This is a genomic window from Nostocoides veronense (assembly GCF_039531185.1).
Classification (GTDB): domain Bacteria; phylum Actinomycetota; class Actinomycetes; order Actinomycetales; family Dermatophilaceae; genus Nostocoides_A; species Nostocoides_A veronense.
The window spans coordinates 1-13,852 of record NZ_BAAAPO010000006.1 but is presented as its reverse complement, the minus strand read 5'-3'; the positions used below and the strand labels follow the sequence as shown (position 1 = coordinate 13,852).

The 13,852-nt window shown below is 69.1% G+C and carries 15 protein-coding genes; 10 read left to right on the top strand and 5 right to left on the bottom strand.

What is annotated here, in order from left to right; translation table 11 throughout:
- Window positions 1-69: 69 nt before the first annotated feature.
- From ABD225_RS01110 to ABD225_RS01090, 5 genes are all read right to left on the bottom strand, one after another.
- Window positions 70-294 carry a DUF4244 domain-containing protein gene (locus ABD225_RS01110; RefSeq protein ID WP_344080011.1) on the bottom strand — a complete coding sequence of 75 codons (225 nt, stop codon included), beginning with the start codon at window positions 292-294 and terminating at the stop codon, window positions 70-72.
- Window positions 295-433: 139 nt separating this feature from the next.
- On the bottom strand, window positions 434-1,618 hold the full coding sequence (locus tag ABD225_RS01105; RefSeq protein WP_344080008.1) for a type II secretion system F family protein: 1,185 nt from the start codon (window positions 1,616-1,618) through the stop codon (window positions 434-436).
- Between the two features lie 3 nt (window positions 1,619-1,621).
- Window positions 1,622-2,647: a TadA family conjugal transfer-associated ATPase gene (locus ABD225_RS01100; RefSeq protein WP_344080005.1), complete on the bottom strand. Its 1,026-nt coding sequence runs from the start codon at window positions 2,645-2,647 to the stop codon at window positions 1,622-1,624.
- Window positions 2,644-3,381, bottom strand: a complete 738-nt coding sequence (locus tag ABD225_RS01095; protein WP_344080002.1) for a nucleotide-binding protein — start codon at window positions 3,379-3,381, stop codon at window positions 2,644-2,646. The genes ABD225_RS01100 and ABD225_RS01095 overlap by 4 nt, the downstream gene beginning before the upstream one ends.
- A 61-nt stretch (window positions 3,382-3,442) precedes the next feature.
- On the bottom strand, window positions 3,443-4,279 hold the full coding sequence (locus ABD225_RS01090; RefSeq protein WP_344080665.1) for a Fic family protein: 837 nt from the start codon (window positions 4,277-4,279) through the stop codon (window positions 3,443-3,445).
- A 204-nt stretch (window positions 4,280-4,483) separates the two neighbouring features.
- On the opposite strand from ABD225_RS01090, the gene ABD225_RS01085 reads away from it, so the two are divergent.
- The 10 genes from ABD225_RS01085 to ABD225_RS01040 form a co-directional block, all read left to right on the top strand.
- The gene (locus ABD225_RS01085; RefSeq protein ID WP_344079999.1) at window positions 4,484-5,704 is read left to right on the top strand and encodes a sensor histidine kinase; all 1,221 of its coding nucleotides are present in this window, start codon (window positions 4,484-4,486) and stop codon (window positions 5,702-5,704) included.
- The gene (locus ABD225_RS01080) at window positions 5,701-6,441 is read left to right on the top strand and encodes a LytR/AlgR family response regulator transcription factor (RefSeq protein ID WP_344079996.1); all 741 of its coding nucleotides are present in this window, start codon (window positions 5,701-5,703) and stop codon (window positions 6,439-6,441) included. The genes ABD225_RS01085 and ABD225_RS01080 overlap by 4 nt, the downstream gene beginning before the upstream one ends.
- Window positions 6,438-6,821, top strand: coding sequence for a hypothetical protein (locus ABD225_RS01075; RefSeq protein WP_344079993.1), 384 nt, complete (start codon window positions 6,438-6,440; stop codon window positions 6,819-6,821). The genes ABD225_RS01080 and ABD225_RS01075 overlap by 4 nt, the downstream gene beginning before the upstream one ends.
- Window positions 6,821-8,320, top strand: a complete 1,500-nt coding sequence (locus ABD225_RS01070) for a sodium/solute symporter (RefSeq protein WP_344079990.1) — start codon at window positions 6,821-6,823, stop codon at window positions 8,318-8,320. Before ABD225_RS01075 ends, ABD225_RS01070 begins: the two co-directional genes overlap by 1 nt.
- A 205-nt stretch (window positions 8,321-8,525) precedes the next feature.
- Window positions 8,526-8,759 carry a hypothetical protein gene (locus tag ABD225_RS01065; protein ID WP_344079987.1) on the top strand — a complete coding sequence of 78 codons (234 nt, stop codon included), beginning with the start codon at window positions 8,526-8,528 and terminating at the stop codon, window positions 8,757-8,759.
- 39 nt (window positions 8,760-8,798) lie between these two features.
- Window positions 8,799-10,355: an HNH endonuclease gene (locus tag ABD225_RS01060; RefSeq protein WP_344079984.1), complete on the top strand. Its 1,557-nt coding sequence runs from the start codon at window positions 8,799-8,801 to the stop codon at window positions 10,353-10,355.
- A gap of 205 nt (window positions 10,356-10,560) precedes the next feature.
- Entirely contained in the window at window positions 10,561-10,896 is a 336-nt protein-coding gene (locus tag ABD225_RS01055; protein WP_344079981.1) for a DUF485 domain-containing protein, read from the top strand.
- Window positions 10,897-10,903: 7 nt separating this feature from the next.
- The gene (locus tag ABD225_RS01050) at window positions 10,904-12,571 is read left to right on the top strand and encodes a solute symporter family protein (protein ID WP_344080663.1); all 1,668 of its coding nucleotides are present in this window, start codon (window positions 10,904-10,906) and stop codon (window positions 12,569-12,571) included.
- Between the two features lie 154 nt (window positions 12,572-12,725).
- Window positions 12,726-13,295, top strand: coding sequence for an AMIN-like domain-containing (lipo)protein (locus ABD225_RS01045; RefSeq protein ID WP_344079978.1), 570 nt, complete (start codon window positions 12,726-12,728; stop codon window positions 13,293-13,295).
- Window positions 13,296-13,496: 201 nt separating this feature from the next.
- A partial coding sequence (locus tag ABD225_RS01040) for an IS110 family transposase (RefSeq protein ID WP_425564293.1) occupies window positions 13,497-13,852 on the top strand: 356 nt, incomplete at its 3' end.

Sequence of the window (13,852 nt, the reverse complement as noted above, 5' to 3'; positions counted from 1 at the left end):
ACTGGCGCCCGCCGCGGCCCGGTGCGGCCGCGCCCGGCCTGGTGCACCGGGCGAGCGACGGGCGAGCCATCACTTGCCGTCGCCCTTGGCAAACGCCTTCTTGATCAAGCCCGAGATGCCTTCCTCGCCCAGTCCCCCCAGAACCCCAAGGGCCGTGACGGCGAAGGCGCATACCATGAGCGTGACCAGCGCCCACTCGATGGTGGTCAGGCCGGCCTGGTCCTCGCGCCGGGAGGCGGCATCGATCAGCCGGGCACGAGCCGTGGTGTAGCGGGCTGCGAGCTTGTGAGACATGAACTTCCCCTTTCGGATCCGCCGGCCCCGCGCCGGTCGGTGAGACCACTCTTCCCGCCCAACGCGACCTCCGCCAGATACCCGAAAAAACCTGTGGATCAAGGCTTTTGGACCTTCGAGACTGTGGATAACCGGCCGGCTAGAAGAGGCTGCGCGGCACCAGCGCGACCACCAACGGCAGCACGGTGGTCAGCGCAAAGGCCGGCAGGAAGAAGACCACCAAGGGGATCATCAAGAAGGTCTCTGCCTTCCCCGCCGCAGCGGCCAACCGCGACTTCTCCGTGCTCGCCAGCCGCTCCCCAGCGGCCTTGACACTTGCCGCCGGCGCAGCGCCATGCTGCAGTGCGAGCGCGAGCGCCGCGGAGACCGGCTCCCAGGCGGGATCGGCATACGTCCAGGCACGCTCATGCCCCAGGCCCCAGCGGTATGCCGCCACCACCCGCCGCAGCTCGGCTCGCACCCGCCGGGGCGAGACCTCGGCCACCTGCTCCAAGCTTTCGATGATTCCCGCACCGGACGACAGCGCCAGTTGCAGCATCAGCGCGGCATCGGCCAAGTCATCCATCGTCGCATCCGCCTCACCTGGCACCGAGGCGATCTTCTTGGGCGCCAATGCTTTTCGCAACGCCCTCCGGGACAACACCACCCCGAGCGCAGCCAGCCCAAGCCCAACGACACAACACAGGAAGGTCGTCCACGAGCCATAGAGCTCCCGCGGCGTGACCCCGACCAGCAGACCGATCGGCATACCCGACAGCGGCAGGATCAACATCATCCCCATCGAGGAGGTCGCGCCCGCCGTCACCGCAGCCAGCCGCTCTCGCGCCGCGCGCTTCTCCCGCAACTGCCCGACGGCCCACATGACGGCCGGGTGGAGGGCAGAGCCGCTTGCCTCGGTCAACGTCCAGGCACCCGCCACCAGCCGCAGTTCCGGGACCTGGGCCGTATGCCGGGTCCAGGCGGGCCCTCCCGGCGCACCACGGGCGAGCGCGCGCCGCACTTCGAGGAGGACATCGCGGATCAGACCGCGGTCATCGACCGCGACGTCCGCACCCGCCGGCGAATCGTTGCCGTCAGCAATCCCGGTCGAGTCCTCGAACGAGCCCAGGGAATCGCCCGGAAGCTGTTCCAGCGCAATCGACACCGCCTGCACGGGAGTCAAGCCGGCCTGCAAACACAGGGCGATCGATTCCAGCGCACCAGCCACCGATTCCACCCGATCCGGCGCGCGCCCCAGAGCCCGCCTCGACCCCGGCGCGGACGGGCGGGGCCAGGCGGCATACGCAGCCGCCAAGAGCAAGGCGACCGCCACCGCGGCGCCCATCGCCTAGAGATCCTCGATGGCAGTAATCCGCCGACCCGCCGGCGTACGCGCAACGTGCACAACGGTTTTCAGCGCTGTGGCGACCTGCGCTCGCACCGCAGCAGGCGACATCCCGGCCAGGGCCCCGAGCGCCTCGAGGCGCGCCGGCACATCGGCAGGCCGGTTCGCGTGCAGCGTCGCGCAGCCACCCTCGTGCCCAGTGTTCAACGCCTGCAACAACTCTCGCACCTCGGCGCCGCGCACCTCGCCGACGACAACCCGGTCCGGCCGCATCCGCAGGGCCTGGCGGACGAGGTCGACCAGCGTGACCGAGCCGTGCCCCTCGACATTCGGGGGCCGCGCCTGCAGACGCACGACGTGGCCGGTGTTCAAGGGAATCTCCAGCACGTCCTCGACCACGAGGATCCGGTCCGCCGGATCGACCTCGCCGAGCAAGGCCGCCAGAAGCGTCGTCTTGCCCGCCCCGGTGCCCCCTGTCACGACGAAGGCATCCCGATCGATCACCATCTGCCGCAGTCGCGCCGCCTGCTCGGGCGTGCACATCTCGACCCGCTCCAGATCGTCCAGGCGCACGGCATCGCGGCGCAGCATGCGCAAGCTGATGCACGTGCCACCCGCCGCGAGCGGCGGCAGGATCGCGTGCAAACGCACCGCCCCCGGCAGCAAGCCGTCCACCCACGGCTGCGCGTCGTCCAAACGCCGCCCCGCCACGCCCGCCAGGCGCACGGCGAACCGGCGCACGTGCTCCCCGGACTCGAAGTCGTGATCCGGGACCCGCTCCAAACCCCCACCCCGGTCGGCCCACGACTCCCCCGAGCCATTGACGAGAATGTCCGTGACGCCCGCCTGCCGCGCCAGACCCGCGAGGGGCCCGAGGCCCGCCAGATCGGCCTCTAAACGGTTCGTCGTCCGCGCGATGCCACGCTCCCCCAGCCGCTCGGCCGCGGTGTCGACGACCTCCCGGATGGCCCGGCGATCCGGCGCGCGCCCGGACCGGACGGCCTCTTCGATGCCCTCGTCGAACTTCATACTCGTGACCCCACGGGATCCCCCGCCTGGGCATCGGCCACAGCCAGCACGGACGCCACCAAGCTGTCGGAGAGCCGGGCCACCCCGCCGCGTTTCCGCAGACCCGGGGGCACCCCTTGCCGCTCCGCCGCCCGGACCGACCGGTCGTCGCGAAGATGCCCGAGCAGCGGCAGACCCAAGCCCCGCGCCAGATCGTCCGCGATGCGCTGCTCACGCCCGGACCCGCGGGTCACCACCCCCGCCAGACCCTCGTGCCCGTTCCCGCCCAGCCACGCCTGCGCGTCCGCCAGGCCGCGCGCCGTCACCGGAAGGATCAGCACCGAGGCACCCCACCCGAGGCGCGCCACCCGACCCCAATCGATGACCACCAGGTCACACGCGCGGTCCAGCGCGGCCAGCACAGCCTCGAAGGCTTCGTCCGGAACCTGTTCGGGCACAACGGCTTCCAAATCAGAGCTGGCCCGGCCACCGGAGAGCACTGCGCACCCCTCCACCGTCGGCAGCCGGTTCAGCAGCCGCTCGCCACCCACCTCCCCGTCCACTTCCACGAGGTGCGACCACCGATGACCGGGCAAGTGCTCGGCCGCCATCGTCACCTGCAGGCCGCCGCGCAAGGGGTCGCCGTCGACGACCGCAACCCGCACCCCAGCCTGCGCCGCGCGCATCCCCAGCGCCGCCACCACGGTGGAGCACCCCACACCGCCGGACGGGCCGATCACCCCCAGAATCGTCATACCCCAAGGGTGCCCACGAAGTGCCGATCCGGCGAGGGCTCCCGAGCCAGCCTGTGGATAACTAGTCGCTCAGGCGCCCCGCGAGCACGGAGTCGGCGATGGCGTGCCCCTCTTGGGCTCCCGCGACGATCGCCTCGCCGCAGTGCTCCACCCACAGCACCAGGCCGTCCACCGTGCCCAGGCCGTATGCCTGAAGCGCCCCTTGATAGGCCGCGCCGCCACTGGCCCCATGGCCGGCTTCGAGGACCGCGACCCCGGTGGGGTCGAGTCCGAGGACGCGGGCCAGCACCCGGTCCATCGCCCGCGCCACGAGTCCGTTGCCCCGCGCGAAGGGCCGCGCGTGGGCGAGTTCGGCGTGCACTATGGCCAGCACGAGCACGGCCGGCAGGTCCCGCGCCGCCACCACGGCATCCAGTGCCGCCAACCGAGCGGCCGCCTCAGCCGGCGCCGGAGCGGGGCCCAAAAGCGCAAACTCGCCGCAATCCCCGGTGCGCGGTCGCCCCACCTCTTCCGCCACCAACAAGCGCCCGGCCGCCGCGAGATGCACGCCCGCGAGAACCTGCCGCGTCGAGAAGGGCGCGAGATCGGCATACCTCTCCGTCGCCGCCGTGGCACCCACCGCAGCCCGCAGGACCTCCTCCCCCGGATCCGGGTCTGGCGACCACGGTCGGGCCCCCCGCATCAGGTCACGGACCAACGCGATGCTGCTGCGCGAACCATCCAATTCGGCCGACGCCCAGGCCCCCCGAACCCGCGATTCCGCGGCCGCCTCCGGGATGCGGCGCCGCAAGGCCTGATGCCAGCGCAACTGGGTGCAGGCCTCGCGCGCGGCCGCCGATGCGGCCGCGATCCGCTCGTGCTCAGCCAGGCTGCGCAGAGCACCAACCGGATCGGACATTTCGCTCACTCCAGAGTGCGTGCAGTTGCGGTCAAGGCGGCTGTGCAGGACCATAGTTGATTAGGTCGCTCCCTTCGGGTTGAGCAACCTGCGTTGGGTGCCTACCCCCCGAGGGCATCTCAACGCCGCGGGCCCGGCCGATCCCCCCCGGCCGGGCCCGCACCTTATGCCCCAAGCCGGTGCGGGGGTTTAAGTTGAGCACCCATGACGGCTTTCGACGTGCCGACCGCCTTGGTCACGCTGCTGGTTGTCGCCGTCGTGTGGGCCGCCATCCGCCTCGCCTCGAAGGTCCGCGGCCGCTCTCGTGGCTTCCTCAGCGACGCCAACCGGGCGACCTACGAGACACTGCATACGGCCGCGCTCGCGGCCCGCCATCTCGGCAGCGGGCTGACCCCCCACGGCAGCGGCAAGGCCGCCCGCCACGTCCGCGCGCTCCTCGACGCTCCGGCGATCGCCATCGTCGGGCCCGGCGGCTCGGTCACCTGGGACGGACCGTCCAGCCACCACGCCGAGGCCACGGCCCGCCTCGCCGCCCCCGCCCTGCGGGACGGCGAGACCATCGTTCTCGACGCCGACGAGGTGGGCTGCGACCAGGCCGATTGCCCGATCCGAGTAGCCGTGATCGCTCCGATCGCCTCCGAGGGCCGGGTCGTCGGAGCGCTCGCGGCCTATGCGCCATATGTCGGCGCCGGCCTCGCCCGGGCCACCTCCGAAGTTGCCGGCTGGCTCTCCGCCCAGGTCGAGTTGGCCGAACTCGGCAAGGAACGCGCCCGCGCCTCCGAGGCCGAACTCGCGGCGCTCCGGGCCCAGATTTCCCCGCACTTCATCTACAACTCGCTTGGCGCCATCGCCTCCTTCGTGCGCACCGACCCGGACCTGGCCCGCGATCTGCTGCTGGAGTTCGCCGATTTCACGCGTTATGCCCTACGGCACAGCGGCACCTTCACGACCCTGGCCGAGGAGTTGCGCAATGTCGAGCGCTATCTGATGTTGGAGCAGGCGCGCTTCGGTGATCGCCTGCAGCTCTCGCTCCTCATCACCCCGGAAGTGCTACCCGTGACCGTCCCGTATCTGGTGATCCAGCCGCTCGTGGAGAACGCCGTCCAGCATGGCATGTCGAATCTCGAAGGGACACATACGATTTCGATCACCGCCGGCGACCTTGGCTCGGAGGCCGAGATCGTGGTCGAGGACGATGGCGCCGGCGCCGATCCCGAACGAATTCGAGGCATCCTCGATGGCACTCTGGAGACCAGTTCCCACGGCCTGGGCAATGTCGACGCGCGCCTGCGCACGATCTATGGCGACGAGCGCGGACTCGTCGTCGAGACGGCTCCGGGAGCGGGTATGCGGATCAGTTTCCGGGTTCCGAAGTTCCTTCCGGCCGCCCACGCGACCGCCGACCATAGGCTGGCAGCGTCATGACCTCCGATTCCCACGGCCTGATCGCCCTCGTCGTCGACGACGAGGCGCCGGCGCGTTCCGAGTTGCGCTACCTCCTCGAGCAGGACGAGCGCATCGCCGGCGTGCGCGTTGCGGCGTCGGGCACCGACGCCCTTCGCGTCCTGGAGAACGAGCCGGTCGATGTCGTCTTCTCGGATATCTCCATGCCGGGGCTCGACGGCATGGAGCTCGCTCGGGTTCTCGCGCGCTTCGCCCACCGACCGGCGGTGGTCTTCGTCACCGCGCACGACCAGCACGCCGTGGACGCCTTCGCGATCTCGGCGGTCGACTATGTGATGAAGCCGGTGCGACCGGAGCGCCTCGCGGAGGCCGTACGCCGCGTGGTCGGCGCCGTCGCCCCGGCCCCCGAAAGCCGCGACGAGGACGAGACGATCCCGGTCGAGCTCGGGGGCATCACCCGATTCGTCTCGCGCCGCGACATTCGCTACGTCCAGGCACATGGGGACTATGTCCGGCTGCACACCGACACCGGATCGCACCTAGTCCGCATACCCCTGAACACGCTCGAAGAGCGTTGGGCAGCAGCGGGTTTCGTCCGCATACACCGCAGCACACTGGTCTCGCTGAAGCACGTCACCCAGGTGCGCATGGACCACGGGAAAGCCTCGGTGCGCGTCGGCGACACCGATCTGCCGGTCAGCCGCCGGCATATGCGCGAGCTGCGCCAGCAACTCCTCACCCGCCCCACCGGGTCATGAGTGCGGCGCAGCGCCCCGCCTCGGAGCGGGTGCGGGTGACGGCATCTCGCCGCAGTGCACCACGGCATACCGCCCGCGCCGTCGCAGACGAACTCAGCGACCAGACCGCCCTTGGTGATATCTACGTCCGCGGGCTGATGCGAGCCCAATTGCGGCTCGCCGCAAGCCTGTTGATGTTGACCGTCCTGCTGTTGGGGAGCTTGCCGATTCTCTTCGCCATCGTGCCGCAGACCCGGTCGATGCAGGTTGGTCCGCTGCCGCTGCCGTGGGTCACGTTGGGGGTGTTGGTCTATCCGGCGATCGTGCTGCTGGCCCGCTTCTATGTGCGGGCCAGCGAGCGACTGGAGGCGGATTTCGTCGATGTGATCGGGCGCGGCTGATGCAGCTCGCGAGCCTGCTCGCAATCGCTGCGGTCTGCCTGGCGACCGTTAGCGTCGGATCCCTGGGGCTGCGTATGTCGCGCGCCACCTCAGACTTTTATGTCGCCGGCCGCGCCATCACCCCGCGGCGCAACGCCAGCGCCATCGCGGGTGAATACCTTTCCGCCGCATCCTTTCTCGGCGTTGCGGGTCTGATCTGGCAAAGCGGCATCGACATCTTGTGGTTCCCGATCGGCTATACGGTCGGCTATCTCGTCCTGCTCGTCCTGATCGCGGCGCCGCTGCGGCGCTCGGGTGCTTATACGCTCTCCGACTTCACCGAATTGCGGTTGGAGTCGCGGCCGCTGCGCGCGTTCGCTTCGCTGCTGATCATTGGCATCGGCATCCTCTATGTCTTGCCGCAAGTCCAAGGCGCCGGGCTGGCGTTGCGGCAGGCCACCGGGTGGCCGACCTGGGCCGGATCAGCGGTCGTCGCGGTGGTGGTCTTCCTTGCCGTCGCCGCTGGCGGGATGCGATCGATCACGCTGGTCCAGGCGATGCAGTACTGGATCAAGTTGACGGCCATCGCCATCCCCGCTTTCGTCCTGCTCGCGATCTGGAGCCGCGGCGATGTCGGGTCCGTCGACTTCGGCGACTGGGCGATCCCGAGCACCGACCCGGTCGGTCTCTACACGACATACAGCACCATGCTCGCGCTCTGCTTGGGGACGATGGGGCTGCCGCACGTGCTCGTCCGCTTCTACACCAATCCCGACGGCCGCGACGCGCGCCGGACCACCGTCGGCGTCATCGGCCTGCTCGCGGTCTTCTATCTCTTCCCGCCGATCTATGGCGCCCTGGGTCGCCTGGAATTGCCGCGCCTCGCGCCGGGCTCCCGCCTCGACACGATGGCCCTCCAACTCCCCGGCGCGATGACCGACGGGCTGCTCGCGACAGTGCTCACGGCAATGCTTGCCGGCGGGGCGTTCGCGGCTTTCCTCAGCACCACCTCTGGCCTGATCGTTTCGGTGGCCGGGGTGATCGATCAGGATGTGCTTCGACCACTGATTGCCCGCCGGTCCGGCGAGGATGCCCGGGGCGCGGCGACCTATCGCCTGGCGACCGCCATTGCGGTGCTTCTGCCTTTTGTGTTGTCGCGGCTGCTGGATCCACTCGGGCTCGCGACCACGGTCACGCTCGCCTTTGCGGTCGCCGCCTCGACCTTCGCGCCGCTGCTCGTCCTCGGCGTCTGGTGGCCCCGGCTCACCACGGTCGGCGCCGCTGCGGGGCTAGGCGTCGGCACACTCTGCGCCCTGATCAGCCTCACCGGCGCCTTCCTGCGCGTCGACCCGGGCGATGGGTGGCTCGCCGCGCTCATCGCCCGCCCGGCGGCCTGGACCGCCCCACTCGCCTTCGCGACCATGGTGATCGTTTCCCACCTCACCCCCTCCCGGCGGCCTCCGCATACCAACCGGACCCTGAACCGACTGCACACCCCAGAGTCCTTGCTTCCTCCGTGATCACGCGACCGCCGTATGCCGAGGGCGTATGCCGCGTGTCAAGTCGGGTCACGCACGTGGCCGTGCTTGCACGTTGCGCACGGCGGGCTGGCCACGATCCATGGACCACGGACGTGCTCCAGTTATCCGTGGATTCCGTTGTCCATCAATAATTTTCGGCCCCTCTGATCTCGCATCTCGAATCGAACTGGTGTACCATTTGAAGATGACGGCGATGGCGCAGCACCCCACAGGCGGGCCCCTCGGGCCCGCTGCCGGACTGCGCATGGCGGGCGGGTGTCAGGGGTTAACTCCACTTGATGACGCGTGGTGGCCGCCGCTGGATGTCGAGGAGTTGGTCGCCGATTTTGAGGCGTGGCAGGACGAGCTCGGCTGGGATGACGTGGACGAGGCCGACGAGCGGGACTCGTGGGCACTCGCCGCGAAGGAGCCGCGGTGATGCGACCAGCCAGCCAGTCATGCCTCACCGGTCACGGCGGTGCGAGACCTCGTCGACTGGCTCGCCACCCTTGCACCGGAGGACAACCCCGGTTCCGAGTTGGGACTGGCGGAATTGATCGACCTCATCGCCGGGCTGGAGCAGGTCATGGGTGCGATCGCGGCCGCGCAGGCTCGTGCGACCGCTCATTTCGGGCGGGCGACGGTGCGGGAGGCGCTCGCGAACCGGGCCTCGCTGCCGAAAGCCCGATCCTCCATCGCGCCACAGATCGCGCTCGCCCGCCGCTGCTCCCCCGCCACCGCCGACCGGCACCTCGGACTCGCGCGGGCATTACCCGGGATGCCGCACACGCGAGCCGCGCTCACCGCCGGGATCATCGACGAACGGTCCGCCACCGCGATCGTCCGCGAAACCAACGTCCTCAATCCCGAGCTGCGGGCCCGGGTGGATGAGTTGATCGCGCCACGGCTCGCGACATCGAGTCTGAAACAACTCACCGGTGCCGCCGCCCGGTACGCCGCGGAACTCGACCCCGCCGCTGTCGTGGCCAAACACGAACGCGCAATGTCGGAACGGGGTGTGTGGACCCGGCCCGCACCCGACGGGATGGCGTACCTGTCGATCTTCGGACCATTGACCGGGATCGTCAGCGCGTATGCCGCCTTGCACCGGCACGCCACCGCCGTCGTCGCCGGCCACCACGAAACCGACGACGGTGAGACTCCCGCTGACCCGCTCGCTGAGCGGACCCACACCCAGGTCATGGCCGACGCCGCGCTGCGCTGGCTGTCAGGGTTGACCCCCGGCCAAGCCTGCCCCGTCGCCCTCAACCTCGTCATGCCCGCCGAAAGCCTCTTCGCGACCGAACCCGCCAACACCGACATAACGACCACCGACTCCACCGCCACTGAGGCGACCACGACGGGCGACGAGAACACCGCGGCCGGCCAGACCCCAAAGTTCGGCGGCACCCAGGCGCACCCATCAGACAGCGACAGCGCCCACCCGATCCCGGCGCCCGCCACAAGGCGTGGGCCGCGGAGCGCCGAGACACCCGCCCGGATCCCCGGCCACGGCATACTCCCCGCCGCACTCGCCAGACGACTCCTCCTCCACGGGTGCGAACCACCAGGCGCCGCGAGAACCATGCCACCCCAACACGATTCGTCCCCTCCGTGCGCAGGGCATCCGGATAGAAATCGAGTAGCTGATCCGGCGCAGGTCTTCCTCACCCGGGTCTTCACCAGCCCGGACGGCCGCGACCTCCTCGCCCTCGACGCCACCGCACGGCTCTTCCCACCGCGACTGCGCGCCGCCCTGATCCTGCGCGACGACCGGTGCCGCACGCCATACTGCGACGCCACCATCCGCCACGCCGACCACATCCAACCAGTCGCCGAGGGCGGACCCACTTCACTGCACAACGGCCAAGGTCTCTGCGCCCGATGCAACTACACCAAAGAACTCCCCGGCTTCACCACCCAACTCCTCGAAGCGCAGCCAGAGCACGCAGCCGGACCTCATACCCACGTGACCGAGGTGACCACGCCCACCGGCCACACATACCGCTCCGTCGCACCCCCACTACTCGACTGACTGGCCAGGGGGGATCCCCTGGCCGCGCCGTTCGTCGCGCCAGGGCGACCGCTCAGCGCAGCGGGCGGACCCGCCCACCGAATCACCTCACCCGCCCGGCGCGAGGAGGCGCGGCGAGATGGCGCGCACCGGCGAGCGTCATAAAAGGTGAGTTCACAGCCGGTGGGCAATGGGGCTCGCCGCGTCAGCACGAAGGTGGATTCGCGTGAGCGTCAACCCAACCACCACGAGCGAGGCGTACCAAGCCGTCCAGGCGAGCGAAGAGTTCCAGACGCTCCGGAAGAAGTTCCGCAGCTTCGTCTTCCCGACCACGGCCTTCTTCCTCGCGTGGTACTTCCTTTACGTCCTGCTGTCGATCTTCGCGCCAAAGTTCATGGGCACCAAGGTTTTCGGCAATATCACGATCGGTCTGATCTTCGGCCTCGGTCAGTTCGTGACGACCTTCGTGATCACGTTCATCTACGCCCGGTGGGCAAACCGACAGTTCGACCCGCTCGCCGACGCCATCGGCCGGCGCCTCGACGGTGGAACGGAGCACTGACGTGAGCATGATCAACCTGGTCACGGCGGAGACCGCGAAGTACGGCTCCCCGACGCTGAACATCGCGATCTTCGCGATCTTCGTCGCCGTCACCCTCGGCATCGTCATCAAGGTCGCCGCCGGCAAGAAGACCGCCGGCGAGTACTACACGGCTGGGGGTGCCTTCTCCGGCAAGCAGAACGGCATCGCCATCGCCGGCGACTACCTCTCGGCTGCCTCCTTCCTCGGCATCGCCGGCGCCATCGCCCTGCAGGGCTATGACGGCTTCCTCTACTCCATCGGCTTCCTGGTCGCCTGGCTCGTCGCCCTGCTGCTGGTTGCGGAACTGATGCGCAACACCGGCCGGTTCACGATGGCCGACGTGCTGTCCTACCGGCTGCGGCAGCGCCCGGTCCGGATCGCCGTCTCCTGCTCGGTCCTGGCTGTCTCCTTCTTCTACCTGCTCGCGCAGATGGCCGGTGCCGGTGGCCTGGTCTCGCTGCTGCTCGGCGTCTCCGGCGAGGCAGCACAGAACCTGGTCATCGCCGTGGTCGGCGTCGTGATGGTCCTCTACGTGCTGATCGGCGGTATGAAGGGCACCACCTGGGTGCAGATCATCAAGGCGATCCTGCTGATCTTCGCCGCCTTCATCATGTCGGTCTGGGTGCTGGCCAAGTACGGCTTCAACATCTCCAGCCTCTTCCAGGGAGCGGTCGACACCACTGCGGCCTCGGCGAACGCCAAGACCGCCGCCAATGCCGAGCACCTGCTCACCCCGGGCCTGAAGTACGGCCTCAACATGACGACCAAGATCGACTTCATCTCGCTCTCGCTCGCCCTGGTCCTGGGCACCGCCGGTCTGCCGCACGTGCTGCAGCGCTTCTACACGGTGCCCACGAGCAAGCAGGCTCGCAAGTCGGTCGAGTGGGCCATCTGGCTCATCGGTGGCTTCTACCTACTGACCCTGACCATCGGCTTCGGCGCCGGCGCCCTGGTGGGACCGGACAAGATCGCCGCCGCCCCAGGCAAGGCGAATGCGGCCGCGCCGCTGCTGGCCTACGAACTGGGCGGCTCGGTGCTGCTCGGGGTCGTGGCCGGTATCGCCTTCGCCACCATCCTCGCGGTGGTCGCGGGCCTGACGATCACCTCCAGCGCGACCTTCGCCCACGACCTCTACAAGGAGGTCTTCAAGAAGGGCAAGACCACCCAGGAGGCCGAGGTTCGGGTGGCCCGGATCGCGGCCCTGGCGATCGGCGCGGTGGCCATCTTCGGCGGCATGTTCGCCAAGAGCCAGAACATCGCCTTCCTCGTCGCGCTGGCCTTCGCGGTGGCGGCCTCGGCCAACCTGCCAACGATCCTCTACAGCCTGTTCTGGAAGCGCTTCAACACCCGCGGCGCGCTGTGGTCGATTTATGGCGGCCTGCTGTCCTCGATCATTCTGATCTTCTTCAGCCCGGTCGTCTCCGGCAAGCCTGCCGACCCCAAGACTGGCCTGTCTGCCTCGATGATCACCGACCCGTCGATCGACTTCCACTGGTTCCCGCTCGACAACCCCGGGCTCATCTCGATCCCGCTCGCCTTCTTCCTCGGCTGGCTGGGCTCTGTGACGAGCAAGGAATTCGATGCCGGGAAGTATGCCGAGATGGAGGTCCGCTCCCTCACCGGTCATGGTGTGGCCGAGGCGCTCGAGCACTGAGTCGCCCCGCTCCACCCGCTGCGGGCCCGCGCACCATGCGCGGGCCCGCCGTTCTTTGTGCTCATGCGTATGCCGTGGGGAACGTCAACCCTCCGCCCCGGTCGCGCGTGGAGAAGGTGTCCACAGCAATGACCGAAATCCGAAGGAGCACCCCATGAAGACCGTCCGCACCACCACCATCCTGGCCGTCACCGCGCTGGCCGCGACGGGGGTCGCCGCGTCAGCGCAGGCGACTCCGACGCGCACAGCAACACCGTCGGCCGACTCGGCCTGCTCAGTCACCTGGGGATCGCTGCCGAAGACGAAATCCACCATGGTGGCCGGACCGATGAGCAACGTGCGCGCCGGACGGCACGCGTGCTTCGACCGGCTCGTCGTCGATCTGCGCGGCAAGCCGGCTGGCTACCGGGTCGAGTACGTCTCCCAACTCACCCAGCCCGGATCGGGCGCCGCGGTTTCGATCCGCGGCGGGGCGAAGCTGCAGATCACGGTCAACGCACCGGCATACAACCCCGACGGCTCACCGGCCTACCAGCCGGCCAACCCCAAGGAGGTCGTGAATGTCAGTGGCTACCAGACCTTCCGGCAGGTCCGCTGGCTCGGGTCGTATGAGGGCTATAGCGACCTCGGCCTCGGCGTCCGAGCCCGCCTGCCCTTCCGCGTCTTCACCCTGACCGACGCCACCACCAGCCGTCTCGTGATCGACGTCGCCCACGCCTGGTGAGGTGAGCGGCCGGGCCGGGGTTTCCTAACCTCTGCTAACACACGTTGGGTGACTGAACACTGGTTGCAACCTGGTGCCAGTCACCTAACTGGTGCTAGACGGTATGGGGGTGCCCCCGGGTTGGGGGTTGCGGGCCGGGGCCTCGCGCACAACGCTCGTGGGTTACCGAGCGGAGGGTTTCTCGGCTCGGCCTATCCGACAATGTGGGAGGCCCCGGTGAGTGGTCATCGTACGAGTGTGGGTTTGGATGTGCATGCGCGGTCGGTGGTAGCGGCGGCGTTGGATGGTGCGACGGGTCAGGTGTGGCAGGCCCGGTTCGGCGGGCCGCATGAGGTGGATCCGTTGCTGGCGTGGCTGGGCGAGCTCCCGGGGCCGGTGGCGACGGTGTATGAGTCGGGTCCGACGGGGTTCGGGTTGTATCGGGCGTTGATGGCGGCCGGGGTGACGGCGTCGGTGGCGGCCTCGTCGAAGTTGTTACGGGCTCCGGGGGATCGGGTCAAGACCGATCGTCGGGATGCGTTGTTGCTGGCGCGGATGCTGCATTTGGGTGAGGTGAC

Bases quoted from the DNA above. Each gene is read 5' to 3' on its own strand.
- ABD225_RS01110 (WP_344080011.1), bottom strand. From the start codon at position 294: ATGTCTCACAAGCTCGCAGCCCGCTACACCACGGCTCGTGCCCGGCTG.
- ABD225_RS01105 (WP_344080008.1), bottom strand. From the start codon at position 1,618: ATGGGCGCCGCGGTGGCGGTCGCCTTGCTCTTGGCGGCTGCGTATGCC.
- ABD225_RS01100 (WP_344080005.1), bottom strand. From the start codon at position 2,647: ATGAAGTTCGACGAGGGCATCGAAGAGGCCGTCCGGTCCGGGCGCGCG.
- ABD225_RS01095 (WP_344080002.1), bottom strand. From the start codon at position 3,381: ATGACGATTCTGGGGGTGATCGGCCCGTCCGGCGGTGTGGGGTGCTCC.
- ABD225_RS01090 (WP_344080665.1), bottom strand. From the start codon at position 4,279: ATGTCCGATCCGGTTGGTGCTCTGCGCAGCCTGGCTGAGCACGAGCGG.
- ABD225_RS01085 (WP_344079999.1), top strand. From the start codon at position 4,484: ATGACGGCTTTCGACGTGCCGACCGCCTTGGTCACGCTGCTGGTTGTC.
- ABD225_RS01080 (WP_344079996.1), top strand. From the start codon at position 5,701: ATGACCTCCGATTCCCACGGCCTGATCGCCCTCGTCGTCGACGACGAG.
- ABD225_RS01075 (WP_344079993.1), top strand. From the start codon at position 6,438: ATGAGTGCGGCGCAGCGCCCCGCCTCGGAGCGGGTGCGGGTGACGGCA.
- ABD225_RS01070 (WP_344079990.1), top strand. From the start codon at position 6,821: ATGCAGCTCGCGAGCCTGCTCGCAATCGCTGCGGTCTGCCTGGCGACC.
- ABD225_RS01065 (WP_344079987.1), top strand. From the start codon at position 8,526: ATGACGGCGATGGCGCAGCACCCCACAGGCGGGCCCCTCGGGCCCGCT.
- ABD225_RS01050 (WP_344080663.1), top strand. From the start codon at position 10,904: ATGATCAACCTGGTCACGGCGGAGACCGCGAAGTACGGCTCCCCGACG.
- ABD225_RS01045 (WP_344079978.1), top strand. From the start codon at position 12,726: ATGAAGACCGTCCGCACCACCACCATCCTGGCCGTCACCGCGCTGGCC.